This is a genomic window from Rhodococcus sp. KBW08 (genome assembly GCF_003852455.1).
GTDB classification, from domain to species: Bacteria; Actinomycetota; Actinomycetes; order Mycobacteriales; family Mycobacteriaceae; genus Rhodococcus_F; species Rhodococcus_F baikonurensis.
In genome coordinates, this window is sequence record NZ_QAJJ01000002.1 from 604024 (window position 1) to 627223 (window position 23200).

Annotated in this window: 23 protein-coding genes and 1 riboswitch; of the genes, 12 read left to right on the forward strand and 11 right to left on the reverse strand. The window is 63.3% G+C overall.

Features of this window, described 5'->3' with window-relative positions; all coding sequences use genetic code 11:
• The first annotated feature begins 5 nt into the window (after positions 1-5).
• A riboswitch (SAM riboswitch) is annotated at positions 6-146 on the forward strand.
• 143 nt (positions 147-289) lie between these two features.
• The 4 genes from DBV08_RS03200 (at position 290) to DBV08_RS03215 (ending at position 5271) form a co-directional block, all read left to right on the forward strand.
• The gene (locus DBV08_RS03200) at positions 290-1615 is read left to right on the forward strand and encodes a bifunctional o-acetylhomoserine/o-acetylserine sulfhydrylase (RefSeq protein ID WP_124566484.1); all 1326 of its coding nucleotides are present in this window, start codon (positions 290-292) and stop codon (positions 1613-1615) included.
• A complete protein-coding gene (locus tag DBV08_RS03205) occupies positions 1612-2748 on the forward strand; it encodes a homoserine O-acetyltransferase (protein WP_124566485.1) in 1137 nt (378 codons plus the stop codon). The genes DBV08_RS03200 and DBV08_RS03205 overlap by 4 nt, the downstream gene beginning before the upstream one ends.
• A 118-nt stretch (positions 2749-2866) precedes the next feature.
• On the forward strand, positions 2867-4696 hold the full coding sequence (locus DBV08_RS03210) for a DEAD/DEAH box helicase (RefSeq protein WP_260395267.1): 1830 nt from the start codon (positions 2867-2869) through the stop codon (positions 4694-4696).
• Positions 4696-5271: a hypothetical protein gene (locus tag DBV08_RS03215; protein WP_124566486.1), complete on the forward strand. Its 576-nt coding sequence runs from the start codon at positions 4696-4698 to the stop codon at positions 5269-5271. Before DBV08_RS03210 ends, DBV08_RS03215 begins: the two co-directional genes overlap by 1 nt.
• 5 nt (positions 5272-5276) lie before the next feature.
• Here DBV08_RS03215 and DBV08_RS03220 read toward each other — a convergent pair whose 3' ends face one another.
• Both DBV08_RS03220 and DBV08_RS03225 read right to left on the reverse strand, forming a co-directional pair.
• Positions 5277-5561 (reverse strand): DUF3017 domain-containing protein, encoded by a 285-nt coding sequence (locus DBV08_RS03220; protein WP_003940740.1) that lies wholly within the window; start codon positions 5559-5561, stop codon positions 5277-5279.
• 5 nt (positions 5562-5566) lie between these two features.
• Entirely contained in the window at positions 5567-6424 is an 858-nt protein-coding gene (locus DBV08_RS03225; protein WP_185564411.1) for a bifunctional methylenetetrahydrofolate dehydrogenase/methenyltetrahydrofolate cyclohydrolase, read from the reverse strand.
• Between the two features lie 31 nt (positions 6425-6455).
• Here DBV08_RS03225 and DBV08_RS03230 point away from each other — a divergent pair, with 31 nt between their 5' ends.
• A complete protein-coding gene (locus DBV08_RS03230; RefSeq protein ID WP_260395268.1) occupies positions 6456-6968 on the forward strand; it encodes a GNAT family N-acetyltransferase in 513 nt (170 codons plus the stop codon).
• Between the two features lie 32 nt (positions 6969-7000).
• On the forward strand, positions 7001-7276 hold the full coding sequence (locus DBV08_RS03235; protein ID WP_124566488.1) for a DUF1905 domain-containing protein: 276 nt from the start codon (positions 7001-7003) through the stop codon (positions 7274-7276).
• A gap of 6 nt (positions 7277-7282) precedes the next feature.
• Here DBV08_RS03235 and DBV08_RS03240 read toward each other — a convergent pair whose 3' ends face one another.
• Together DBV08_RS03240 and DBV08_RS03245 are read right to left on the reverse strand one after the other, a co-directional pair.
• Positions 7283-7903, reverse strand: coding sequence for a pentapeptide repeat-containing protein (locus DBV08_RS03240; protein WP_095968982.1), 621 nt, complete (start codon positions 7901-7903; stop codon positions 7283-7285).
• A gap of 33 nt (positions 7904-7936) precedes the next feature.
• On the reverse strand, positions 7937-8614 hold the full coding sequence (locus tag DBV08_RS03245) for an excalibur calcium-binding domain-containing protein (RefSeq protein ID WP_124566489.1): 678 nt from the start codon (positions 8612-8614) through the stop codon (positions 7937-7939).
• 136 nt (positions 8615-8750) lie between these two features.
• Between DBV08_RS03245 and DBV08_RS03250 the strand changes: the two genes are divergently transcribed.
• On the forward strand, positions 8751-9215 hold the full coding sequence (locus tag DBV08_RS03250) for a tRNA (cytidine(34)-2'-O)-methyltransferase (protein ID WP_124566490.1): 465 nt from the start codon (positions 8751-8753) through the stop codon (positions 9213-9215).
• 6 nt (positions 9216-9221) lie between these two features.
• Here DBV08_RS03250 and DBV08_RS03255 read toward each other — a convergent pair whose 3' ends face one another.
• The 3 genes from DBV08_RS03255 to DBV08_RS03265 form a co-directional block, all read right to left on the reverse strand.
• Positions 9222-13406 (reverse strand): bifunctional nitrate reductase/sulfite reductase flavoprotein subunit alpha, encoded by a 4185-nt coding sequence (locus tag DBV08_RS03255; protein ID WP_124566491.1) that lies wholly within the window; start codon positions 13404-13406, stop codon positions 9222-9224.
• 180 nt (positions 13407-13586) lie between these two features.
• Positions 13587-14420 (reverse strand): DUF3626 domain-containing protein, encoded by an 834-nt coding sequence (locus DBV08_RS03260; protein ID WP_124566492.1) that lies wholly within the window; start codon positions 14418-14420, stop codon positions 13587-13589.
• 7 nt (positions 14421-14427) lie between these two features.
• Positions 14428-15591: an NAD(P)/FAD-dependent oxidoreductase gene (locus DBV08_RS03265; RefSeq protein ID WP_070796138.1), complete on the reverse strand. Its 1164-nt coding sequence runs from the start codon at positions 15589-15591 to the stop codon at positions 14428-14430.
• Between the two features lie 75 nt (positions 15592-15666).
• Between DBV08_RS03265 and DBV08_RS03270 the strand changes: the two genes are divergently transcribed.
• Positions 15667-16347, forward strand: a complete 681-nt coding sequence (locus DBV08_RS03270; protein WP_124566592.1) for a TetR/AcrR family transcriptional regulator — start codon at positions 15667-15669, stop codon at positions 16345-16347.
• A 25-nt stretch (positions 16348-16372) separates the two neighbouring features.
• On the opposite strand, the gene DBV08_RS03275 is transcribed toward DBV08_RS03270, so the two are convergent.
• Positions 16373-17284, reverse strand: a complete 912-nt coding sequence (locus tag DBV08_RS03275) for a LysR family transcriptional regulator (protein ID WP_019747644.1) — start codon at positions 17282-17284, stop codon at positions 16373-16375.
• Between the two features lie 90 nt (positions 17285-17374).
• Here DBV08_RS03275 and DBV08_RS03280 point away from each other — a divergent pair, with 90 nt between their 5' ends.
• Positions 17375-18460: a TDT family transporter gene (locus DBV08_RS03280; protein ID WP_206029478.1), complete on the forward strand. Its 1086-nt coding sequence runs from the start codon at positions 17375-17377 to the stop codon at positions 18458-18460.
• Between the two features lie 74 nt (positions 18461-18534).
• Positions 18535-19176 (forward strand): dihydrofolate reductase family protein, encoded by a 642-nt coding sequence (locus DBV08_RS03285; RefSeq protein WP_124566493.1) that lies wholly within the window; start codon positions 18535-18537, stop codon positions 19174-19176.
• A gap of 46 nt (positions 19177-19222) precedes the next feature.
• Here DBV08_RS03285 and DBV08_RS03290 read toward each other — a convergent pair whose 3' ends face one another.
• Positions 19223-19531: a rhodanese-like domain-containing protein gene (locus DBV08_RS03290; RefSeq protein ID WP_095968974.1), complete on the reverse strand. Its 309-nt coding sequence runs from the start codon at positions 19529-19531 to the stop codon at positions 19223-19225.
• Between the two features lie 84 nt (positions 19532-19615).
• Here DBV08_RS03290 and DBV08_RS03295 point away from each other — a divergent pair, with 84 nt between their 5' ends.
• Together DBV08_RS03295 and DBV08_RS03300 are read left to right on the forward strand one after the other, a co-directional pair.
• On the forward strand, positions 19616-20455 hold the full coding sequence (locus DBV08_RS03295; protein ID WP_124566494.1) for a CPBP family intramembrane glutamic endopeptidase: 840 nt from the start codon (positions 19616-19618) through the stop codon (positions 20453-20455).
• Between the two features lie 31 nt (positions 20456-20486).
• Positions 20487-21377, forward strand: coding sequence for a dienelactone hydrolase family protein (locus tag DBV08_RS03300; protein WP_124566495.1), 891 nt, complete (start codon positions 20487-20489; stop codon positions 21375-21377).
• Here the strand turns inward: DBV08_RS03300 and DBV08_RS03305 are convergent.
• Together DBV08_RS03305 and DBV08_RS03310 are read right to left on the reverse strand one after the other, a co-directional pair.
• Positions 21364-22371 (reverse strand): NAD(P)-dependent alcohol dehydrogenase, encoded by a 1008-nt coding sequence (locus tag DBV08_RS03305; protein ID WP_124566496.1) that lies wholly within the window; start codon positions 22369-22371, stop codon positions 21364-21366. The genes DBV08_RS03300 and DBV08_RS03305 overlap by 14 nt on opposite strands.
• A gap of 57 nt (positions 22372-22428) precedes the next feature.
• The gene (locus DBV08_RS03310) at positions 22429-23199 is read right to left on the reverse strand and encodes a glucose 1-dehydrogenase (protein ID WP_124566497.1); all 771 of its coding nucleotides are present in this window, start codon (positions 23197-23199) and stop codon (positions 22429-22431) included.
• Between the last annotated feature and the right edge of the window lies 1 nt (position 23200).

Sequence of the window (23200 nt, forward strand, 5' to 3'; positions counted from 1 at the left end):
GACTTGGTCATGAGTGCCAGCGTCAAGCCCCGGCTCGCTGGACGGCAACCCTCCAACCGCGGTGGGGTGCCCCGGGTGATGACCAGGTTTCCCGACGTGGATCTGCTCACGCAGTTCCACCGCAATTCGGGTGACAAGCGCGGGTCCGACAGGGACGGACCCCAGACCGGGCCGAGCCCCACGGAGGTAACTCAGTATGTGTCGCACTTGTAGATAGACCCCAGCACGGGGCGGCGATCCTTCGCCCCCGTCCGACATCTATCCGTCAGACCACTGGAGTGAACAAATCATGACCGACAACACAGCCGACGCCGCAGCAACTTCTGATCCGACCGCCAACTGGTCGTTCGAGACAAAGCAGGTGCACGCCGGGCAAACAGCGGACACCGCCACCAATGCGCGCGCTCTGCCGATCTACCAGACCACCAGCTACGTCTTCGACAGCACCGATCACGCTGCGGCACTGTTCGGCCTCGCCGAGCCGGGCAACATCTACACGCGGATCATGAATCCCACACAGGACGCCGTCGAGCAGCGCATCGCCGCCCTCGAAGGCGGAGTCGCCGCACTCCTGCTGTCCTCGGGTCAGGCTGCCGAGACCATCGCGATCCTCAACATTGCCGAGGCCGGCGACCACATCGTCTCCAGCCCGTACCTGTACGGCGGCACGTACAACCTCCTGCATTACACGCTTCGCAAGCTGGGCATCGAAGTCACGTTCGTCGAGGATCCCGACGATCTCGAGCAGTGGCGCGACGCCATTCGCCCGAACACGAAGGCCTTCTACGGCGAGACGATCGCCAATCCCAAGAACCACATCCTCGATCTCCCAGGAATCTCGTCGTTGGCCCACGAGAACGGTCTCCCGTTGATCGTGGACAACACCGTTGCGACGCCGTACCTGCTCCGCCCACTCGAGCACGGCGCCGACATAGTCGTTCACTCCGCCACCAAATACCTTGGCGGACACGGCACAGCGATCGCCGGCGTCATCGTCGACGGTGGCACCTTCGACTGGACGCAGGGTCGCCACACGAACTTCACGACGCCTGATCCCAGCTACCACGGCGTCACCTTCGCAGACCTCGGCGCGCCGGCATTTGCACTCAAGGCGCGCGTCCAACTGCTGCGCGATCTCGGCTCCGCCGTGGCGCCCTTCAACGCGTTCCTCATCGCGCAGGGCATCGAAACCTTGAGCCTGCGCATCGAGCGTCACGTGTCCAATGCACAGAAGGTCGCCGAATTCCTCGACGGCCACGGCGAGGTGGCCTCCGTTTCCTACGCGGGACTCCCCTCCTCACCATGGTTCGAGCGCGGAAAGCAGCTGACGCCCAAGGGAACCGGCGCCATCGTCACCTTCGAACTGCCCGGCGGTATCGATGCGGGCAAGACGTTCGTCAACGCCCTGACGCTGCACAGCCACGTCGCCAACATCGGTGACGTTCGCTCACTCGTCATCCACCCCGCCTCGACGACGCATTCGCAGCTCACCCCCGAAGAGCAGCTAGCCTCCGGTGTCACACCCGGGCTCGTCCGCCTCGCGGTCGGCATCGAAGGAATCGACGACATCCTCGCCGATCTCACCGTCGGCCTGGCTGCGGTGGCAAACTCGTGACCGTGAACGAATTGGAGCCCAGGATCGACCTCCTCCCCCCGCCCGACGGCCAGGTGGGGTTCGTCGACATCGGTGCCTTGGAACTCGAGAGCGGCGCGGTACTCCCATCGGTTTCGCTCGCCGTTCAGCGGTGGGGTGAGCTGTCCCCGAACCGCGACAACGTCGTACTCGTCGAGCACGCACTGACCGGAGACTCACACGTCACCGGACCGATCTCCGCAAATCAGCCCTCCCCCGGCTGGTGGAACGGAATGGTCGGCGCCGGCGAACCGATCGACACGGGCGAATGGTGCGTCATCGCAACCAATGTCCTCGGTGGTTGTCGCGGCACGACCGGTCCCAGTTCGCTGGCCGACGACGGCAAGCCGTGGGGCAGCAGGTTCCCGGAGATCTCCATCCGGGATCAGATCGCAGCGGAGAAGAAGCTCGTCGATCTTCTCGGGATCGACCAGTTGGCCTCGGTAGTCGGCGGATCCATGGGCGGCATGCGCACGCTCGAATGGGCAGTAACCTACCCGGACAGCATTCGCTCCGCGTTGGTGCTCGCAACCGGTTCACGGGCCACTGCGGATCAGATCGGCACCCAGACGACGCAGATCGCTGCCATCGTGTCCGACCCGGACTGGCAGGGCGGTGACTACCACGGAACGGGGCGGGTACCTCGCGCCGGACTCGGCATCGCCCGTCGCATCGCACACCTGACGTACCGCACCGAGTCCGAACTGGACGCGCGCTTCGAGAACTCCGCTCAGAACGACGAAAACCCTTGGAACGGTGGACGATACGCCGTACAGAGTTACCTGGAACATCAGGCAGACAAGCTCGTCGACCGCTTCGACCCGAGCACGTACGTCCTCCTGACCGAGGCCATGAACCGGCACGACATCGGTCGTGGACGCGGCGGCGTTGCGGCGGCGTTGGCATCGATCACAGCGCCGGTCGTCGTGGGCGGCGTGGACTCGGATCGGCTGTATCCCCTTCGTTTGCAGGAGGAGATCGCCGACGGCATTTCCACGTGCTCCGGCCTCGAGATCCTCAAGTCCAAGGACGGCCACGACGGCTTCCTGACGGAGGCGGACGCTGTCGCCGGACTGCTGCGCCGAACGATGGAGTTCGCACGCACGGCCCGCTGATCCGGCACAGAGCCACATTTTCAGGATCCGTCAATGTCGGGAAAACCACAGCTGATCTGCAGGTTTTCCCGACATTTTCATTGGCGTACCCGAGCTGGCGCGGCTAGCATCGGCGAACGTGAATCAGCCATGCTCGACGCGCCTGCAGGCTACGTACATTCCCGAGCACATGTCGTTCGCGTTCTGGGGTGATGCAGACCCGGAAGCGCGACTGGCGGAGCTGGGGATGCCGACCGGGTCGCCGGGCATCTGCCGCCTCGCGATCCCGGTCGACGAGTCGATCGCAGCAACCGACGTCGAAGCGCAACTGCTCGACCTCGCCACCGCGATCGACGCCCTGCACACCCTCGATGCACGTCGCGACGACCTCGGACCGTCGTTGCTCGCATGGAAGCGCGTCGTCGACACCGGCGCACATGACATTCCGACCGCAGCGCATGCCGCGATCGACGGCGACGACACAAAAATCAGAAGCGCCCGGTCCACGGTGCAATTGTTCACGCAAGCGCGCGTGGCAATCGAGAGTCTTCGCCGAGCAAAGATTCAGGCGACATTGCGCCCGTATCAAGTGCACGGAGTTGCCTGGCTGACTGCACTGTCGGGTTCGGGCGGTGGAATCCTCGCCGACGAGATGGGTTTGGGCAAGACACTGCAAGCGATTTCGATGATCGCGATCCGCGCCGACGACGGTCCGCACCTGGTTGTGTGTCCCACCTCGGTGATAGGAAACTGGCGCCGCGAGATTGAGCGATTCGCTCCGCATCTGCCACTGCACGTTCATCACGGGACCGCTCGCGCACTTCCCACTCGTGTTCCTGCCGGCACCACGGTGCTGACCAGCTACAGCGTCTTGCGTTCCGACGCAGACCAATTGGCCCCGTTCCATTGGAGTTCAGTGGTCTTCGACGAGGCACAGCAGATCAAGAACCCCTCTTCCCTGGCAGCGAAGGCCGCAATGCAGTTGTCGGCCGACGTCAAGGTAGCAATGACCGGCACGCCGGTGGAGAACCGCCTCGAAGAATTGTGGTCGCTCTTTCGCGTCGCCAATCCCGAAGTCCTCGGAACTCGCGCACGTTTTCGCCAACGGTTTGCCGTACCGATCGAATCCGGTCGATCCGCCACCGCGGCGACCAGGCTTGCTGCGGTCATCGATCCTTTCATTCTGCGCAGAACCAAAGACACAGTGGCCAAGGATCTTCCGCCCAAGCAATTCTCCACCGTCTCGTGCACTCTGACGTCGGAACAAGCGCACATCTATCGGTCTGCTGTAGCAGATGCCTTCGACACCGGATTGGGTACGGGAATTGCCCGGCGCGGCAACATCCTTGCGCTTCTGACCACCCTCAAGCAGGTATGCAATCACCCGGCGCAGGTCACCGGCGATACTGACGATCTCTACGGAAGATCCGGAAAGCTCGACCGCGCAACGGAAATGATCGCCGAGATCGTCGATGACGGCGATCGCGCGCTGATATTCACGCAGTACCGGACGATGGGCGAGATGCTCTCGCGGCATCTGGGATCCGAGTTGGGAATCGGCGCAATCCCCTTCCTCCATGGCGGCCTGAACACCGACAAGCGAGACGGGATGGTCGACGCCTTCCAGAACGACGCGGATTCCCCGCCGGTTCTGATTCTGAGCCTGCGAGCCGCCGGCTTCGGCCTCAACCTCACGCGTGCGAGTCACGTCGTGCATTACGACCGGTGGTGGAATCCGGCCGTCGAAGATCAGGCAACCGACCGGGCACACCGCATCGGCCAGAAGCGCACCGTCAACGTCCACACCTTGGTGACCGGCGGAACCGTGGAGGACCACATCGCAGCGATGCACGAGTCCAAACGAGCTGTGGCCGATGCTGTTTCCGGGAACGCCGAGGCCGCGTTGGCCGATCTTCCCGACACCGAACTGCGTGAACTTCTCGAACTGGACGGCGCGGTGATCATCTGATGGCCAACGAATTCGGCGTCACCGCTTGGGGTCGAGCGTGGCTGCGGACGGTGGAGCGGACAGCGGCGTCCGGTCCGAACCCGTCCCTGCCGACAGCTCGTACCCTGGCACGCAACGGTTCCGTGGAGTTCACTGTCGTCTCGTCGGGGACCGTCGTAGCCGAGGTGAGCACCAAAGCAAAAACTTCGTCGGTGACGATCGGTGTCCCGCTCTGGACCAAATCCGAGATCGCTGCAGTGAAGAACCTTCTCCGCTCGGCTGGAAAGGCCAACAGATCCGTCTCGACCGGCGAGCTGCCGGACAGCATCGTCACCGACCTGCAGGCTCGAAATATCGCAGTCGCCGTTGATCTTTCGGAGTGCACAGCCAACTGCGACTGCTCAGGTCGACGCTCGCCGTGCGTTCACCATCTCGCCGCGATCTACGCCCTGGCCGGGCGAATCGACGAGGAACCTGCACTCGCGGTGACGCTGCGAAGTGCACCGGTCAAGGCTGGAAAGAAGTCGACATCCACACATCCGCCGGAGTGGATCCCTCTGAGTGATATCGACATTCGCTCGTTTTACGGGGACTGATCTTCTCAGTCGGTGCCGAGCGGATCGATGGTCAGGGCGAGCGTCGCGATCAACACACCCATGACGCCCATCGCCGCGGTGTCGAAGACCCTTCCACGCACCGCGAGCAGCCCCACACGATTCTCGGGAACGAACCACCGAGCAGCAGCACCGATGATGACGGCAACACCGAATACGAGGGCGCCGCGACGCCACCGGTCGGCCAGCACGAGAACAACGGCTGCCGCGATCACGGCGAGGACCGCGAGCATGGGCAGATTCTTCTTCGCGAGGCCGACCAGTGAGGACATCGGACTCAGGCTCCGGCCAGAACCCGCTCGGCGCGCTCGACCACGTTGGTGATCAGGAACGCGCGGGTCAGCGGTCCGACACCACCGGGGTTGGGTGAGACGAATCCGGCGACCTCGTTGACGTCGGCTGCGACGTCACCGCGCAGGCCGTCGTCGGTGCGGCTGACGCCGACGTCGAGGACCGCTGCTCCGGGCTTGACCATGTCCGCGGTGATGAGGCCGGGAACGCCGGCGGCGGCGACGATGATGTCGGCGCGGCGAACCTCGGCTGCGAGATCGCGGGTACCGGTGTGGCAGAGCGTGACCGTCGCGTTCTCGCTACGACGCGTCAGCAGCAATCCGATCGGACGACCGACCGTGACGCCGCGTCCGACAACCACCACGTGTGCACCGGCAATCGGGACCTCGTAGCGACGCAGAAGATGGAGGATTCCACGTGGGGTGCACGGCAGCGGGGCTTCCTTGCCCAACACCAGTCGACCGAGGTTGACCGGATGCAAGCCGTCGGCATCCTTGTCGGGGTCGATACGCTCGAGGGCCGCGTTCTCGTCGAGGTGCTTGGGGAGCGGCAACTGCACGATGTAGCCGGTGCACTCGGGATTGGCATTGAGTTCGTCGATCGTCGCGTTGAGCTGTTCCTGCGTGATGTCGGCAGGCAGGTCACGTCGCAAGGAATTGATACCGACCTTGGCGCAGTCGTTGTGCTTGCCGCGCACGTAAGCCGCGGATCCGGGGTCGTCGCCCACCAGGATGGTGCCCAAGCCGGGTGTGATGCCCTCTGCCTTCAGAGCGCTCACCCGCACCTTCAGGTCTTCGAAGATTTCGTCGCGGGTAGCTTTGCCGTCGAGGATCGTTGCAGTCACGGCGACCATTGTTCCAGGTTAGGGTCGATGAGTGACAACGGCTCCGGAACTACGCGGCCCGAGGGTGCTCCTCTCCCCCGTCGCGCCCGACCATCACGCTCGTCTGCGGGCAATTCACCTGCACCCGGACGTCGTGCAGTGGTGGCAGAATCCCGACGACGACTGGCCTGCGGCGCCGGAGGCCGGCACCACGCGCTACAGCATCTTCTACGACGACCACTTGATCGGCTTCATCCAGTGGTACGAAGCGGAAGACAACCCCGACTTCCGCCACGCTGGTCTCGACTTGTTCCTCGATCCCGACTTTCACAGCAAAGGGTTCGGCCGCGAATCGATACGGGTGCTGTGTGCCCATCTGATCGACGACCTCGCATTTCACCGTCTTGTCATCGACCCGGAAGTCGACAACTCCGTCGCCATCGCTTGCTACCGATCAGTGGGCTTCAAGGACGTCGGGGTGATGCGCGAGTACTCGCGAGATCGCCACGGTAAGTGGAAGGACGGCCTGCTGATGGATCTGCTCGCACGGGAATTCATCCGCTGATCGACAGGCCCCGGCCCGAGAGGACAGACATCATGTTGCTGGACAAGGAATTCACGGCCACCTTGCAGAAGAGTGACGCCAAGGGTGGGTGGACCTACGTCATCTGGCCGGAGTCCGCCGAGTTCTTCGGCACCCGCGGCCTGGTCAAGGTTCGCGGGACGATCGACGGACATCCGTTCCAGAGTTCGTTCATGGCCTTGGGAGACGGCAACCACAAGCTGCCGGTCAAAGCCGATCTCCGCAAAGCCATCGGCAAGGAGGCGGGCGAACTGGTGACCGTGCACCTCGAGGAGCGCGTGCAGAGCTAGGCGCTACTACTTCATGTCGACGACAAGACCGTGCGCCGACGCATAAGCCACGGCCTGCATCAACTCGATCTGCGCGTTTCCGACAGACGCGGACGTCCACAGACTCGGGTCGATCCGCGCACCGCGCAGGTCTGCACCTTCGAGTTTGAGTCCACCCGTGCGAGCACCGGACAGATCCGCCGACGCCAGAACCGCGCCCCGCATGTCGGCCCGAACCAGGTTCGCTTCACGGAAGCGGCACGAGGTGAAGTCGATCTTCCTCAAGTCCGCCCCGCCCAGTGAGGTCAACGAGAAGTCGACTTCGTCGAGCGTCAACGGCCGGATACGGCAACCGTCGAACGTCGAACCGAGCAGACTGCAGTTTCGGAACGTGCTGTGCCACAGGCTGGTCCGAGCAAAATTGCACGAGCGGAACGCTGTTCCCGTGTGCACGGACTCCCCCAGATCGGTACCGGTGAAATCACAGTCCGTGAACACCACCGACTCCGTCGTGAGTCCGGTGAGGTCGGCGTCTCGGAAATTGCAGTTGGTAAAAGTGCGCTGACGCCACTTCTGCCCGGCCAGCCGAGCGTCTGAATAGTCTTCGCCGACGACGTCGTCGGATTCTTCGGGGAGCATGACGTCCATACTGCCCCGCCGCGCCGACACCGGTTCGACCGCCTAGCGCTCGCAGGCCACGCCGTCATCGTCGCCATCGAGCTTGGATGAATAACCGGGATCGCCGCGGTAGATCGGGGCCGCACCGGCCGCTCGTACCGCTGCACAGTTGGCGTAATACACCCCTGCATCAGGCACCTTGGCCGGCGGAGGAACGTAGGCGGGTTCCGTTGTCTTCGGCGGCGTGTACGCCGGGGCGGGCGGAACGTACGGCGTAGTCGTGGTCTCCGGGACCTGCGGAACCAGCGGCACGATCGCCACGGTTGTCGTCGTCGGCGGCACGATCGTTGTCGTCGTCGGCACGAGGGACGAAGTCGTGGTCTTCGTCGTCGACGGGACAGTGCTCTTGGTTGTCGTCGCAGCAACTGTCGTCGAAGAGGTCGCGGCGGGTGTCGTCGATTCTTCCGACTTGCCCGCTCCCGTTGCCGCGGCGATGGCAACCAGCCCCACGACTGCTGCGCCGGCGATCCACGGCCACTTACGCCGCGTCTTGCCTTCCTCGGCGTTTGCGTCCGGCACTGCCGATCCGGGTGCACCGAAGACCTGCGTGGGAGTGCCGAAAGCCTGAGTGGGTGCGTCGACGCCCTTGGGCCGTGTCTGCGCGGTCCACTGCTGACCGTCCCAGTAACGGTCGATCGTGGGGTCGAAGGGGTCGGGGTTCCAACCGGCGGGAGGGTTCATCAAAATGTCCGTTCTGCGAAGAGTGCCGGAAATAGGTTCGCACGGACTGGCCGGTTTGTTACCAATTCGCCCACACTCTTCGACTGCCCTTCTTACGGACGCGGGCGCCGCTGGGCCGCCCGGTACAGTTCCTCGAGTGTTCCGAGTGATGTTCCACGAGCCCCGCATCCCACCCAACACCGGAAACGCGATCCGCATGGTCGCGGGCACCGGTTGCGAACTGCACCTGGTCGGCCCTCTCGGGTTCGACCTGTCGGAGCCGAAGCTCAAGCGCGCAGGCTTGGATTACCACGATCTGGCTACTGTCACGGTCCACGAGAACCTTGCTGCGGCGTGGGAAGCCGTCACCCCCGCTCGCGTGTTCGCCTTCACCGCGCACGCGACCACGTCGTATGCCGACATCGCCTACCAACCCGGCGACGTCCTGCTGTTCGGGCCCGAACCCACCGGACTGTCCGAAGAAGTACTGGCGGACGAACACGTCACCGAGCGCCTGCGTATCCCGATGCTTCCCGGACGCCGGTCCCTCAACCTCTCCAACGCTGCCGCCCTCGTGACGTACGAGGCGTGGCGTCAGCACGGGTTCAAGGGCGCAGTCTGACCGACGTCAGTAGACGTCCCGGACGTAGCGCTTCTCCGCCGAAAGCGCCTTCACGTACGCCTCGGCACTACGAGGTGCCAGTTTTCCGTGTTGAGCAACCACCCCGTTCAGGGCACTGTCGACGTCCTTGGCCATCCGGTTGGCATCGCCGCAGACGTAGAAGTGCGCTCCCTTCTGCAACCACTCCCACAGCAGCGCACCCCGCTCACGCATCCGGTCCTGGACGTAGACCTTGTCGGCTTGATCCCGGGAAAATGCGAGGTCGAGTTCGGTGAGGAATCCGTCTTTCCGCAATTCTTCGATTTCTTCGCGGTAGTAGAAGTCGGTAGCGGCGTGCTGTTCCCCGAAGAACAGCCAGTTCGGACCCGTGTGCCCCAATGCCCGCCGCTCATGCAGGAAGGCACGGAACGGCGCGATGCCGGTCCCCGGTCCGACCATGATCATCGGGGTCTCGGGATCCGAAGGTGGCCGGAAATGGGTCGACTTCTGCACGTAGATACCGATGTCGTCATCGTGGGCGTGGTCGGCGAGGTAAGTCGAGCACACCCCACGCCGTGGGACACCCGCAATGTTGTATCGCACCGCGGACACCGTCAACTGCACTTCGCGTGGGTTCTCCTTCGGACTGGAAGATATCGAATACAGCCGCGGCTGAAGCGGTTTGAGGAGGGAGAGCCATTCGTCCGTCGAGGCACGAACGGGCGACTGCGCGAGAATGTCGACGGACTGTCGTCCCCACGACCAGTCTTTGAGCGTGGAGACGTTCTCCGGCTTCAACAACTCGGCCAGGTCCGAATCGCGGGTTCGTTGATGCACGAACCGAATCATGTCGCTCGAGATGCGAGTGATCTCCAAGCGCTCGGTGAGCGCGGTACGCAAAGTCATGGAACCGTGCTGCCCCAAGTCGACGGTCTCCTCACCGTCGAGGCCGGTAAGGGTGAGCCACTCGTCGACAAACGGGGAACTGTTCCGCGGCCAGACTCCGAGAGCGTCTCCGGCTTCGTAACTGACAGTGTCGTCCGGAAGGTGAAAGCCCAACTGCCGCACGTCTTTGGAAGAGCCTGGCCGGTTGAGCACGATATTGCGCGTCAAGGCTGTGGCCAACGGCGCCTTCTTGTTGTATTGCAGCGGCGCCGACATCGCCGGTGAAATCGGCGCGGCCGCAACGGTTGTCCCAGAATTGTTCTTTGCAACGAGGACGTCGGTCGTCGCGCCAGCCTCCGAGCGCTGAAGTTCAGCCGTGACCGCGTCCAGCCATCCAGCAGCGGTGTCCTCGAAATCGGGCTCACAGTCCGCGCGATCGACGATACGACTGGCCCCCAGTTCGGCAAGGCGGGCGTCGAGCTTTCGTCCGTGTCCACAGAAGTCGGCATAGTTCGAGTCACCGAAAGCGATGACTGCATAACGTGTCTCGGCCATGCGGGGCACCGTGTCAGCAGACAACGCATCCCAGAAACCGCTGCCGTTGTCCGGGGATTCGCCGTCACCGGAGGTACTGGTGATCAGCAGGACCTCTCTGGTAACTGCCAGGTCGGCGGCCGGGAACTCGTCCATCGCGTGCATCACCACGGGCAAGCCGACTCCCTCGAGACGAGCAGCGCAGGCCGCGGCAAACTCCTCCGCGTTTCCGGTCTGCGATGCCCAGAGCACCGCGATCGGCGCGCGTTCCGGCGCAATGCCCGCACTCGATGGCAACGCAGGCCCATCCGTGTCAGGGAGTGCGGTCCGCGAGTACAGGCCGGCCAATACGCCGTCGACCCACATCCTCTTTTCGGTCTCGAACGGCGCAGTCGACGGCAAGGTCGGCACACCGGCCGTACGATCACCGTCCGCACGCAACGCCGCGAGAAGGCCGGCCAGGTAGCTCTGTTGCAGCGCATCGAATACCACTGCAGGTGTTCCTGTTTGACCGATGACCCCGGCCAGGACATCGGTTCGCGACAAAACCTGATCATCCGGCGCAGGAGCCTCCCGCGGCGACTCGGCGAGCACTATCTCGGGTGTGTTCACGGCGACCTTCGACATCGTGACGGCACAGGCTTTGAACTCCGGTTGTTGCGAGGCAGGGTCAATCGCGTCGTTGGTGACGGCGTTGATGGACAGGTACTCACCGAAGGCGTCGTTCCAGTGAAACGGTGCGAAGCAGTTTCCCGGACGCACTCGGTCGGTGACAATCGCCGGGAGCACAGCGCGGCCGCGGCGTGAGGCAACCTCGATCGCATCCTTGTCGACGACGCCGAGCCTGGCGGCATCGTGGGGATGGATCTCGACGAAGGGCCCCGGGTTGAGTTTGTTCAGCTTGGCCACCTTGCCGGTCTTGGTCATGGTGTGCCACTGGTGCGCGAGACGACCGGTGTTGAGCAGGAACGGGTAGTCGTCGTCGGGCATTTCGGCGGGAAGCATGTGCGGCCTTGCGAAGAACATCGCCCGGCCAGTGGAGGTAGGGAATGCGAGCCGCGGAGTGCTGCCGTCCTCGCGGATCAGGAGCCTTTGACTGACACCGTCATTGAGGTATCGGATGGGATGACGGTCCTGATCACTGTCGGGCGGGCATGGCCACTGAATTGACGTCTTGCGGAGGCGCTCGTAGCTGACGCCGCGCAAGTCGTAGCCGGTCTTCGGATTCCAGAACTGCTTGATCTCCTCGAACACCTCTTCGGCGCAGGTATAGGTGAACGCCTCGCCATACCCCATCTCGCAGGCGATGCGGGCGATGATCTGCCAATCAGGCAGCGCCTGCCCGACCGGATCCAGCGCCTGCTGAAAGAGCGTCAGGTTGCGTTCGGAATTGATCATCACTCCGTCCGACTCTGTCCACAGTGACGCGGGCAGCAGAACATCGGCGTATTCGTTGGTCTCGGTACCCAGGAACGCATCCTGGGTGATGACGAGGTCAGCCTTCTCCAAGCCGTCGATGACGGTCTTGCGGTTGGCTACTGTTGCAACAGGATTGGTGCAGATGATCCAGCACGCCTTGATCTCCCCCGCCGCCATGCGGGAGAACAGGTCGATGGTCCCGCCGCCGATGTCGGTGCGCAGAGAACCCGCCGGGATCCCCCAACGCTCCTCGACGAATTCGCGATCGGCGTCGACCGTCACGGCACGCTGGCCGGGCAAACCTGGCCCCATGTAGCCCATTTCACGCCCGCCCATCGCGTTCGGCTGCCCGGTCAGCGAGAACGGACCGCTGCCGGGCTTGCAGATTGCTCCAGTCGCAAGGTGAAGGTTGCAGATGGCATTGGTGTTCCACGTGCCGTGGGTGCTCTGGTTCAACCCCATGGTCCAACAGCTCATCCAGTTGGCAGCCTCACCGATCCACTGCGCTGCAGTGCGGATGTCGGCTTCGGGGATACCCGTGATCTCACTGACCTTCTCCGGGGTGTACTCCGCGAGGAAACCGGGCATCACCTCCCAGCCTTCGGTGAAGTCGGCGATGAAGTCGGGATCGGTGTGGCCGTTCACGACGAGCAGGTGGAGGAGCCCGTTGAGTAGCGCAAGATCTGTGCCGGGAGCGATCTGCAGGAACAAGTTCGCCTTGTCCGCGGTGGCGCTGCGTCGAGGATCGACGACGATCAACTTCGCGCCTGCCTTGATCCGCTCCTGCATCCGCAGAAAGAGGATCGGATGGCAGTCCGCCATGTTCGCGCCCGTCACGAAGAACACGTCGGCGTGTTCGAAGTCCTGATAGGAACCGGGCGGTCCGTCGGCCCCGAGAGACTGCTTGTAGCCGGTGCCTGCACTCGCCATGCACAACCGGGAATTCGATTCGATCTGATTGGTTCCGATAAAGCCCTTGGCCAGTTTGTTCGACAAGTACTGGGCTTCGAGAGACATCTGCCCGGACACGTACAACGCAAACGCGTCGGGGCCGTGCTCGTCGATGATCCCACGGAGGCGGTGGGCGGTTTCGGTGATGACGGCACCGATGTCGGCCGATTCGATCGCATCACCTCGGTGTGGACGGCGATATGCAGATTCCATACGCCCCGGACCTGCGAGCATGTCTGCTGTCGTGGTCCCTTTGGTGCACAGACGCCCGAAGTTGGTGGGATGTGTCTTCAGACCGGAAGACTTCGCAGCCTTCCGACGCCCCGTCTCCGGATCGGTGATGATGTCGAGGACGAGACCACAGCCGACCCCGCAGTACGCGCAGAGTGTGTCGACACTGGTGGTAGTGAGTTGAGCGCCCATCGATTCATGCATCCCTTCGACCGAGGATCAAGGTCGATTTCTATCTTCGGATGCAGTTGTTTCGGGAGTTCATGCCCGATGTTGCGTAACAATCACTCTTTCCTCACCGTCCCCTTCTGACCGATGTGCGGTCCCGGAACCAGCGGTCGTCGACGGGTGGCGACACGCGAATGCCCAGTTCTAGCCCCTGCCGCCGAATCGAGCGATGTAGTGCCAGACCTTCTTGACGCCCTCCGGATCGAAGGACGCACCCCGGGCGAACCCCAGGACGGCAGGCGTCAGTCGCCCGTCGATTGCGATCTCTCGCGCGAGGTCGACGACGGCCGCTCCCCGATATTCGGGATGTTCGGCGACCTCATCGACGTCGACCGCGTAACCGTCGTGCCACAGCACCGGGCATGGGAGCGAGTGGGCGATCTCTTCGATGCGTGAGCTCCGGTAGCTCGGGTCCAGGACGAGTGCCTCGACGTCGGTTCCGATGTCGACGGCGCCGTGGACGTGCGCCTCGATGTAGTGGTCGAGCGGATCGTCGAACTCGGCGGCTCTTGCGGCGTCGACCAGGCTCATCGCGTCCGCCGTTCCGAAGAGATCGGGTTCGAAGACACTGTCGGGAAAGCAGAAAGTGGTGCGGTCGAGTGTGTGCTCGGCAAGCCGGAAGTAGGACGAGCCGAACCGAGGAGATGCCCCGTACGGATCGGCGGAAAAGTTCAACGATCCGTACTTCGGCCGTTCCGACGGCTCTCGCTCGTCGTAAGCCCCGCCGAATATCCGACTCTCCCAACGCCAACGGTCGCCGCCGTGATGCGCCGTCAGTCCGCCGTTGCTGGTACGAGTCTCGAACTGGGTCACGTAGGTGCCTCGACGTGCGATCGAGGCCAGTGTCAGACCACGTTCAGACGGGAGGTCCGGATGAAAGTGCAACGTCACCCGGTGATTTCGATCCACCTGGTCGCCCTTCGAGAGACCGCGCACGTGCGCAATCGCGGCAGACGAGGGAGTGGAATCAACAGGCATTCGTCCATTATCCGGATACGGAAGCAGCGCCGGTGAAGAAGTCGACCAGTGAATACGGTGCGCCTTCACCGAGGCAGAGATCAAGGATCACGTGCGAGTCAGCGGCCTCGGATGCACTGCGCACGAACATCGCTTCCTCGTAGCCGCTCAGTGCCGCTTCGATGTCGTCCGGGTGCGCGGCGATCGCCCTTCCCAGTTCGGCGCCGTCGAACATGGCCAAGTTCGCACCCTCACCGGACGGAGCCATCAGATGTGCCGCGTCACCGAGGAGCGTGACCCCAGGCACGCGATCCCATCGGTGCTCGTCGGGAAGGGCATGGATCGCGCGCGGAATCGGAGCGGTTTCGCCGTCTGTGATCAGCGCAGTGAGTTCCGTTGCCCAACCGTCGAACTCGGCCGCGACCCGCGCTGTCGCAGCAGCGGCGTCGGTGAAATCGATACCGGCAAACCACTCCGCCGTACGGTTCAACTGGACGTAGGTGTGCACGATATCTCCCGCCTCTCGATGCGCGGCGATCGCTTTTCCTGGTGCGGGCGCGTACATCGCCCCGTCACCGACTGCCTCGGCTGCAGCCGAATGCTTCTCGTCGACGTCGTACAGATACGTCTCGACGAACGTCGTGCCGACGTATTCGGGCTTCGCATCGGAGAGCAACGGGCGGATCTTCGACCAGGCACCGTCGGCGCCGACGAGGAGGTCGGTAGTCACCGTCGAACCGTCGGCAAAGGTCAGTTCGTGTCGGCCGTCAGCGCGCTCGTCGGCGGTGTTCCGTGAGCCGAGCGAGCGGACACTGTCGACCTTGCGTCCCCATTCGATCATGCCGTCCGGAAGGGATTCGAGCAGGATCCGTCGGAGGTCTCCGCGCAGCACTTCAGGACGGACTCCCGTGCCGTCATCGGGTTCGTCGAGGAGTACAGCGGCGTGTTGATCGAGTACGCGCGACGCGGCACCGCCCTCGTGGATGATCGCGCGGAACTCGTCGATGAGGCCGGCAGCATCGAGCGCCGCCTGACCGTTGTGTTCATGGATGTCGAGTTGGCCGCCCTGCGTGCGAGCTTCTGCCGACGGTTCCGCCTCGTAGATCTTCGACGGAATTCCGTGAACGTGGAGGACGCGCGCGAGGGTCAGACCGCCGAGGCCCGCCCCGATGATCGTTATCGAGTTGCTCATGTTTGTTTCCTTTCAGCCTTCTATTGGAACGTCGTTCCAGTGACCATCTTGGAACGACGTTCCAGATATGTCAAGATGGTGCGCATGGCGACCAGGAATCAGCGGACCGAACGACGTACGGACGCGCTCTCGAAGGAGCGAATCGTCGAGGCTGCGATCGAGATCCTCGACGACGAGGGCGAAGCTGCGCTGACATTTCGCGCACTCTCCGCACGCCTGGCAACAGGTAGCGGGGCGATTTACTGGCACGTTGCCAACAAGAGCGAACTGCTCGCCGCGGCGACCGACGACGTCATCGCCCGCGTGACCACCGAAGGAACCGAAAGCGCAACCCCACGGGAGGCGATCCGGATCATCACTCTCGGTGTGTTCGACGCGATCGACGCGCACCCGTGGGTCGGCACCCAACTCTCTCGCGAGCCGTGGCAATCAGCAGTGATGAAGATCTTCGAAAGTCTCGGCACACAGCTCCAGACCCTGGGCGTGCCCGAATCGGCACAGTTCGACTGCGCGTCCGCACTCCTGAATTACGTACTCGGCCTCGCCGGACAGTATGCCGCGGGCGCCCGCCTCCTCCCCCGCGAGACAGATCGGTCCGCCTTCCTCGCCACCGTCGCGCAGCGGTGGGAAGAACTCGATTCCGCGAAGTACCCGTTCCTCAATCAGGTGACGGCGCAATTGCGCGACCACGACGACCGAGAACAGTTTCTGGCAGGCATCGATCTCATCCTCGCGGGGATCGACACCGTCCGATAGCAGCCGTTCCCGTCAGCCGCAGCCGTCAACGCGAGTGAACAGCGGTGTTGGAGCCGAGCGCTATGTCGAGGAAATCTCTTGCCGCACCGCGCAATCCGCGATCGGGATCCCAGACGGCTTGGAGTCGCCTCGGCATCCGCAAGCCGTCGACGTTGACCGCGACCAGTCGGCCGTCCGTCAGGTCGGCAGCAACGGCCAACGACGACAGAACGGCGGGCGCGTTGCCTGCCACCACCGCAGCCTTGACTGCGGTGCACGAGGTGAGCTCGAGCAAAGGCGGCACACAATCGGGAACAGCATTCTCGAGCGTCAGACGCGTCCCTGACCCTGACTCGCGCTGAATCAGCGGCGTGCGTGCGAGGTCTGCAACCGGAACAGGCACACCATTGGCCCAGTCGTGTCCCGGCGGCACAACCACGACGAGGTGATCACGTGCCACCTCGCACGACGCGAGCGCCGACGGCACATCCGGCCCTTCGACGAATCCGATGTCGGCCTGGCCTGCCTGCACTTGAGCAGAGACGTCCGAGGAATTGTGCAAGCTCACCGACGCCACGACGTTGGGGAACTTGTGCCGCATCGCGACCGTCCATCCGGGAACCAGATACTCGGCGATGGTCATGCTGGCCGCGACGGTGACGGCAGCGTCGCGTTCACCGCGAAGTGCCGCAACTCCCGATGCCATTTCCTCGGCACTGACGAGGATGTGACTTGCCCACTCGAGAATCAGACCGCCCTCGGCAGTGGGACGAACACCGGTCGCCGCTCGATCGAAAACCTTGATGCCGAGCTGACGTTCGACCGAACGCACACGGGCGCTGACTGCCTGCTGACTGAGTCCGTGCTCCCGGCCGGCAGCACCCATGCTGCCCAGACGCCCTACGGAAAGCAGGACGTCGAGGGCACTGAGCTCCGGCACCCGAGGGGACAACGACATAGACCAAGATTAGACCCACAAGGCGAGTTTGTGGGCATTCAAGGACAACCGGTCTACCGGTACGAACCGGATGAGACGACAGTGAAATACATGACCACCACCACGAGTCCCACCTTCGCCCACATCACCCCGAACTGGTTCGCGGCAGCGATGGGAACGGGAATCGTCTCGGTGGCCGCCGCTTCGCTCGAACCGGAGATCGAGGGCTTGAAACTGGTCTCCGAGATCTTCTGGGTTCTGGCGGTTCTCGTACTGTGCGCCTTGATCGGAGCATTTGCCACCCATTGGTCACAACATCGATGTCAGGCCCTCGCCTACCTGCACAGCCCCGCGATGTTCCCCTTCTACGGCGCCGTCGCAATGGCACTTCTGACCGTGGGATCCGCAACCGGCATCACCGGCCCGGACTTCCTCGGCCACGACGTGGCGATCACCGTGTCGCTGACACTGTGGACACTCGGCACGGCACTCGGCCTGGTCACCTACGTCGTGATGATGATTCGACTCGTTCGAGATGCCGGGATGGCGACGGCAATGCCGTTCTGGCTCATGCCCGTCGTACCCCCGATGGTCTCGGCCACCACCGGCGCAGCCGTCAGCACCCACATGCCCGAAGGCGCTCCGCGCGTCGCGGTACTGGTCTTCTGCTACATCCTGTTCGCTCTGGCGCTGACCGCCGCCATCGGCATTCTGGTAGCCGTCGCCAGGCAGTTCGCACGCAACCACTCGGCGGGCGTCGACGTGATCCCGTTCAATGCCATTCCCTCACTGTGGATTCCGTTGGGCGTGATCGGACAGTCGATCGCAGCATCCAACCTGTTGGCCGCCGCCTCACGGCATGCACTCGGTACCGAGCACGCCGACACCCTGCACGAATTCGGAATCGCATACGGAACCGTCGTCGGAATCATCGGCGTGATCGCGTTTGTCACCGTCACCGTCGTCACCATCCACGCACTGCGCCGCGGCTTGGACTTCTCACTCGGCTGGTGGAGCTTCACTTTTCCCATCGGAGCATGTGCCGTCGGCGCGAATGCATTCGGAGTCGCCACCGGTTCGACGCTGATTCTGGGAATCGCACTTGCCCTGCTGACCGTGCTGATCCCCATCTGGGCAACCGTCGCGGTACGGACCGTCCGCTCGATCCGCAGTGGCGCACTTCCCGCAGCCGCCTGAAATCGCACCGATGAGTTTCGGCTCGCCGTACGGTCTGTACTCACGTAGACCATTGTCGAGAGCGGGAGTACACGGTGAGTCAGTTGTTACGAGTGCAGAATTTCAACGTTTCCAGCGACGGAATAGCATGCGGTCCGGACCAGAGTTTCGAGAGCCCGTTCGGCCTCGACCACGGTGAAATGTTTGCGTGGGCGGGAGCTACGGCCAGCTGGCCCAACCGCACCGATCCCGGCGGCGGCCGCGGCCTCGACGACTATTTCACCCGAGACTTCTCCAACAACATCGGTGCCGAAATCATGGGCCGCAACAAATTCGCACCCTACCGCGGCCCTTGGGAGAATCTCGAGTGGCAGGGCTGGTGGGGCGACGAGCCACCGTTCCACACCCCGGTATTCGTCTTGACCCACCACGTGCGGCCGTCGTTCACACTCTCGGACACGACATTCCACTTCGTCGACGCCGACCCGGCGACGGCCCTCGAGCAGGCACGTGAGGCGGCGCAGGGCAAGGACGTTCGACTTGGCGGCGGAGTCAGCACTATCCGTGAATTCCTCGACGCCGATCTGGTCGACACGATGCACGTCGCTGTCTCCCCGATCGAATTCGGATCCGGTCTACGCCTGTGGGAGACACCCGACGAATTACGTGATCGCTTCAACCTCGAAATCGTGCCGAGCCCGAGCGGCGTGACGCATCACCTGTTCTGGCGAAAGTGACCTGTTGGGGCAGCGCCGAATGCGGGGCTGCCCCAACAGCTACGCCCTATTCCCCGGTCTCGACCTGACGACCCGACTGGTACCACGCCATCGTTCCACCGGCCACCGAAACGGCATTGATGCCGCGGGCCTGGAGATATTCAGCGGCTTGCAAGCTCCGTCCCCCGACGGCGCAGATGATGTACACCGTTTCTGCGTCCGGGATCTCGCCGACGCGAGCGACGAACTCGCTGAGCGGAATGAGCGACGCACCCGGAACGCGCACCTGAGCGAACTCGTCGGCCTCACGGACGTCGATCAACGGCTCACCCGCCGCCAGCGCCGCGTCCAGTGCATTCAAGTCGACTTCCAACATTTTTCTGCGTCCTGCCTTCGTGTTCGCTGCTGTCCGAATAGACGGTACCGCGTGTTTTCCTGCGGCTCCCTTTACGATCTGACAATGACCAATACCGTTCCCGAAAAGTCGGGTTTTTGGAGTCGCCCGTCCTTGTGGAAGTTGCTCTCGGTGATCGTCGCCTATTTAGCCTTCTACCTCGCCGTCGGGCAGGTTACCTCGCGGGTTTTTGCCGACCAGATCGACACGGACAACGTTGTCGCAAGCGCCTCCAGCATCATCTTCGGCGTCGCATTGCCTATCGCGATCGGCGCAATCGCACTGCTGATCTTCGCGACCAAGCTGGGCTGGCTGCGCGACATCTTCGGCCCACAACCCATACGCGGACGCGGGTGGATGTGGATCGGCCCGATTATCGTGGTCGCCGCCATCGCTGCACACCTGGTCGGAACGGATTGGAGCGAGTGGTCGACCGGGGAGATCGTTTCCCTGATCGCTCTCGGTGTGTGCGTAGGGCTCGCGGAAGAACTGCTCACCCGAGGTATCGCCGTGAAGATGCTCCGCGACGCCGGCCACCGCGAACGGTTCGTCGCGGTCGTATCGTCCTTGTTGTTCGCGCTCATGCACACCGTGAACTTCATTGCGGGGATGGAACTGGCAACCGTTCTCGGCACAGTCGTCTATACGTTCGGATTCGGCATGTGCATGTACCTGACCATGCGAGTGACGGGGACTATCTGGGCCGCAATCGTGTTGCACGGCCTCACCGATCCGACGACGATCCTCTCGAGCGGCGGGTTGGACACGTCCGTGACTACAGAGGTGAGTGGCGCCGCCGCGATCGCGTCCCTCCTGACGGTCCTGTTGATCGCTTTCGGTGTAGTCGCCATATTCCTCATTCGAGGCCGAGTCGGCGAAGACCAGCCCACACACGTCACGGCCTGACGGCTCGAGACGTTCGGACATACTTGTACCCATGCCTTCTCGGACCACACATTCGATCGCCGTCGTGACCGCATCTTTTGTTCTGGCACTATCGGGTGCCGTCACACACGCCAGTGCGGGGGTTCCGGCCGCTCCCGAAGCCGCGACTACCGAATCCATCGCATCGGAGTCGATCAGCGATCTGTACGCAGCCCAGGGTGCGCACGAGGTGGTTGCCGATTCCGTTCCCGGGTACCAACTGTTTTACCCAGCCGACTTGTCCGCTGACGGCAATCGGCTTCCCGTCGTCACCTTCGGCAACGGCAGTTACGCGACTTACGAGGAGTACGAAGCCCTCCTACGTCACCTCGCGTCGTGGGGTTTCGTCGTCGTGGTAGCCGACAGCAGCGTCACCGGAGACGGTACCGAGATCTTGGCTGCCGCCCAGTACATCGTGGATCAGGACACCAACGCGGAAAGCATCTTTCACCAGCGGATCGACACCGACAACATAGCCTCGGTGGGGCACTCGCAGGGTGCAGGCGGCGCGATCAACGCGGCAACTCGGTCGGCGAATCTGATCACCGCCACGGCGGTGCTCGATTTGCCGGACCCGTGGTGGGCCTCGCGACCCGTCGACGTGATCGACGTGGCGAAGTTGACCGGGCCGACGTTCTTCATGACCGGCGCCGACGACCCTGTCTCCACCGCCGATCCGCAAGCGGAGTATTTCGACGAAACCGCGGGGCCGGCCGTCCGCGGCAGACTGCTTGGCGTCGGCCACAATTGGGCCGTCGACGGCGAAGGATTCCGGGGTTACCTGACAGCGTGGCTGAGGTTCACCCTCAGCGGCGACCAGACTGCCGCACGTGCGTTTGTCGGCGACTCGGCGGAAATCCTCAACGATCCCCATTGGGACCGGCAAGCAGTCAAGGGTTTGTGATGACGATCTTGCCGTAGGCCCGCCCGGACTTCTGCTGCTCGAAAGCGTCAGCGAGGCGGTCGAGGCTGTAGGAGGAATCTATGACGGGACGAAGCGCGAGGCTTTCCAGACCTGCAACCATCTGCTCCTGATGTGTACGACTGCCCACCAGAACACCTTCGATGGTGACCTGTTTGGTCAGGAGCGAAGTCAGGTCGATCGACGACGAGGGGCCGTTCATGATGCCCAGCGCGCAGATCCGCCCGCCGGGTCGCACTGCCACGAGAGATTGACCGAGGGTGGACGGCCCGCCGACGTCGAGGACAAGATCGATTCCGCCGCTGAGCCGCATCGCCTCCGCTCCCCAGTCCGGGCGCTCGCGGTAGTTGACCACGTGATCGGCACCGAGCTCGGTCAGTCGAGCCATCTTGTCGGCGGCCGACGAGGTTGCGATCACCTCAGCGCCAACAGCTTTGGCCAGCTGCACGGCAAACAGCGCTACCGTGCTGGTCCCGGGGATCAACACCGTCGAACCTGGGATGATCGGAACGCCGGCAAACAGTGCGCGCCACGCTGACAATCCCGCGGTGGGCAAGGTAGCGGCTTCCTCGTAGGTGTAGTTTCGCGGCATCACTGTCACAGCAGATACCGGCACGGTGACGGTGTCGCGGGCGAACCCGTCGGCACCGTCACCCGGTGAATTTCCGAATCCGTCGAAATCCGGTGCGCCGCTCCGCCAATGCGGCAGATAGGTGCTCATCACGCGATCTCCGACGCTGAATTGCGTTACGCCGTCTCCGACCGCAACGACCTCCCCGGCAGCATCGGACAACAGGATCCGCGGACCGTCGGTGGCTATCTCGCCGGTCGCCACGAGGTAGTCGTGGTGGTTGAGCGAATTCGCGTGGATCGCGATCGTCACTTCGCCCGCGTCCGGCTCTGGCGTCTCGATGGTCCTCGATTCGAGGTTGTTCAATCCTCCGGGCGGAAGTACGTACACGGCGCGGTTGGTCATGGTGTGGATCCTCGCACGAATGATGATTTCGGGTGATGTTCGGAAAGGTGCTGCGGCTCAGAGAAGAGAAGCGGTGAACCCTCCGTCGAGAACCAGACTGCTGCCGTTGCACCACGACGACTGGTCACTGGCAAAGAACACGGCCGCGGCGGCAACTTCCTCGGTCCGGCCGTAGCGCGTCTGCTTCGTGACCATCAAATCGTCGAAGCCGCCGGACTCGAGGCCGAGGGCGTTCTCGAAATCCTGCTGGTGACTCTTGACCAGGTCGGTATCGATGAATCCGGGCAGCAAAGCGTTCGCGCGGATTCCGTGAAAGCGAAGTTCGGCCGAGAGAGTTTCGGTGAGATTGCGAACCGCAGCCTTGGCGGCGGCGTAGCTGCCGATCAACGGCGACCCTGTTGTCGACGAGATCGACGAGATGTTCACGATCGAACCGCCACCGGATGCGACGAGCGCGGGTAACGAATGACGGACGGTCAAGAACACTCCGTCGAGATTGACGGACATGACTTTTCGCCAGTCCTCGAACGAGGTCTCGATCAGTGGAGTTGTGGTGGCGATGCCGGCGTTGGGTACTACGACGTTCAGTCCGCCGAACTCGTCGACCGCTCTGGCGACGAGATCCTTGACCTGCTGTTCGTCGGTAACGTCGGAGGTGACAGCGATCGCCCCGTCGATCGAGTCCGCCACTTCCTGTGCTGCGTCACCGTTGATGTCGGAGACTACGACGCGGGCACCTTCCGCCCCGAATGCCCGGGCGATTGCCGCACCGATGCCTGCGCCTGCGCCGGTGACTATCGCAACTTTGTTCGCGAGAAGATCGGACATG